This window comes from uncultured Gemella sp. (assembly GCF_963519265.1).
Lineage (GTDB): Bacteria > Bacillota > Bacilli > Staphylococcales > Gemellaceae > Gemella.
The window spans coordinates 1-2,671 of the sequence record NZ_CAUQNQ010000147.1 but is presented as its reverse complement, the minus strand read 5'-3'; the positions used below and the strand labels follow the sequence as shown (position 1 = coordinate 2,671).

General features: G+C 27.7%; 1 protein-coding gene. It reads right to left on the bottom strand.

Annotated elements, in window-relative coordinates:
- Positions 1-35: 35 nt before the first annotated feature.
- Positions 36-2,671, bottom strand: a 2,636-nt coding sequence (locus RWN11_RS08195; RefSeq protein WP_314161245.1) for an insulinase family protein, incomplete at its 5' end; no start/stop codon positions are given.

Sequence of the window (2,671 nt, the reverse complement as noted above, 5' to 3'; positions counted from 1 at the left end):
TCTGCTCTATTTCGAACTCTCATTCATGCACCTTTCTATTTTAATTCTATTGTTTTATTAAATAATTGTTTGTTTTCTAATACTTTTTCTTTTGAACCTAGTACACAAGTATATGCTTTAGATTTCATATTTTCAAATTCTATTGCTAATTTTCTTAAATCTTCTACTGTTGTATTTTTTATCTCATTTACAAGTTTATCATAAACTTCAAATGGGGAATTAGTGATGTATTTGTTTAATGAATATGCGGCTTGCGCACTTGGTGACATTAGTACATCTAATGAATTTAGTGTACCTATAATATATTTATTAAGATCTTTTTCATCTGCATCAATATTAGCTACGTAGTTGTTAATATTGTAATATATCTCTAGAGTTTCTGTTAAGTTTGGATCACGATAAGACCACAAATTAAAATCACCAAAAGCATTAAATATCACTCCAGAACCATAGGCTCCATTTTTTACACGGACATTATTCCATAAATAATCTAAGCTTAATATATGTCTTAGTACTAAGTGTGTACCAGTGTAATCATTTATATTATAACCCGCACCAACATATTGAACTAGTGAATCAAAGTAAAAACCTTCAGAATAACCTTGTTCTTCTAATTTAATTTCAAAACCTCTTTGCTTATTCACTTCACTAGGGTATTTAGTTAAATATGAAGATATAGCTTCTTTGAAGTTAGTATATTCTTCTTTATTACCGACAAAGTTAACTAATAATCTAGCTTGATTAAAAATTAGATTTGTGACAGTATATAGCTTTTCTTTAATCTTATCACTATTTTGTTCGTATTTGTTTACTAATTCGCTTATAAACTCATAGAAATCATATTCTCCGTGATATGAAGCAAGTTTACTTTGAGGATTGTAAAAACCACTAATACGACGTGCTACAAAAGCATGACCAGAATTTTTAAATCTACTTTCTAGCATTAACTTAATTTCTAAGAGAACATTATATAGTGCATCTTTATCTTCAAAATCTACATTAAGTGTAGTTTCGTCTAAAATCTTAGATAAGTCTTCAGCTTTTTCTACTAAATTCTTAGCACTGATTATGAATTTCACTTCACATTCTTCACTCTTATGTTTTCTAAAAACATCCACATAAGAGCTAATACCACCAAGATTTGCACCTATTTCTTTTATAATTTCAGCTTCTGTTTTATTTTTTGTATTAAAGTTAAATAGTAAATAAGATAAAACTGATGCATATTGTAACTGCTCAACTTCGAAATCACTTATGTCAAATAGTAATTTAGAATACGAAATACCATTGGTCACAGCATCATAGTGTGAATAACTTATACCTTTGTATTCTTCAAAGAAAGTTTCTTCGAATGGATTTTTTAATTCTACTTCTTTAGCATCAACACTTCTGATTTTTTCTAAATCTTCTTTTTTGTCAACACTATTTTGCCATTCTCGCAACAACATAGTGTTTTTAACAATGTATTCTAATTCGGTTTCTGATAAAGTAGCTTTATATTCAACTAAATCTTTTTCCTTATTTTCTTTTTCTAACGTCGGAATTAAGTGTAATACAGCTTGTTTATTATTTTCAATTAGAAACTGTTTAGCAAGAGTTTCATATTGTTTATTAACGCAATTTTCTTGCAAATGAGAAATTACGTTGTCTAAATCAAATGCATCTAATATATTATCTTCGCTATATAACCATGTTCTTAATAATCTAATAGCATAAGATACACCCTTAGGTGACGAAGTTTTATTGATCTCTTCCTTGATAGAAAAGTTCTTCTTGTTAATTGAAGCTTGAACCTGTTCATAATCAAATCCTTTATCAATAATACCTTTTAATAAAGAGTTATATTCTACATCAAGACTTTCTAATTTATCATCACTTACGTATTTAAAGATAATTGAGTATACAGTTTCTTTACGATCTTTTTGAACATAACTATATACATCTTCACAAATATTGTTATCAATGAAATATTTTCTAAATTCTGTATTACTACTCCCAAGAAGAATATCATCTATTATATCGATATTCTCAATTTTACTAAACTCATTGCTATCACCAAGAATATAGTTATAAGCTACATAAGCTTTATCTTTTACGTCTTCATTAAAATATGTACGTTTAACAATATCCGTAGTAAAGTTTTCTTGACGTGATAAGTTATAATCGCTATAGTCTTTATAGTCGTAATTATTTAGATAACTGTCAATATGATTCAGATACTGTTCAACATTTAAATCACCATATAAAAAGATATAGCTGTTACTTGGGTGATAATTATAATTATAAGTTTCTAAAAATTCTTCTTGTGTAATCGAAGGAATAGCTTCCGGCTTTCCTCCAGAAGAATATTTATAAGAAGTATCACTAAATAGATGTTCCGTTACATATTGATCTAGTACTTCATCTACTGATGAATATGCACCTTTCATTTCATTGTAAACTACACCTTTATATATAAGTTCATCTTCTTTGTCTTCAAGATGATAGTGCCATCCTTCTTGGGCAAGTATATTTGGATTGTTTTTTAGATTCGGATTAAATACTGCATCTAAGTATATATCCATCAATATTTCTAGATCTTTTTCATTTTTAGACGATACTGGATACATAGTTTTGTCAGGAAATGTCATTGCATTTAAAAATGTATTAAAAGAACCTTTAAGTAGTTCTA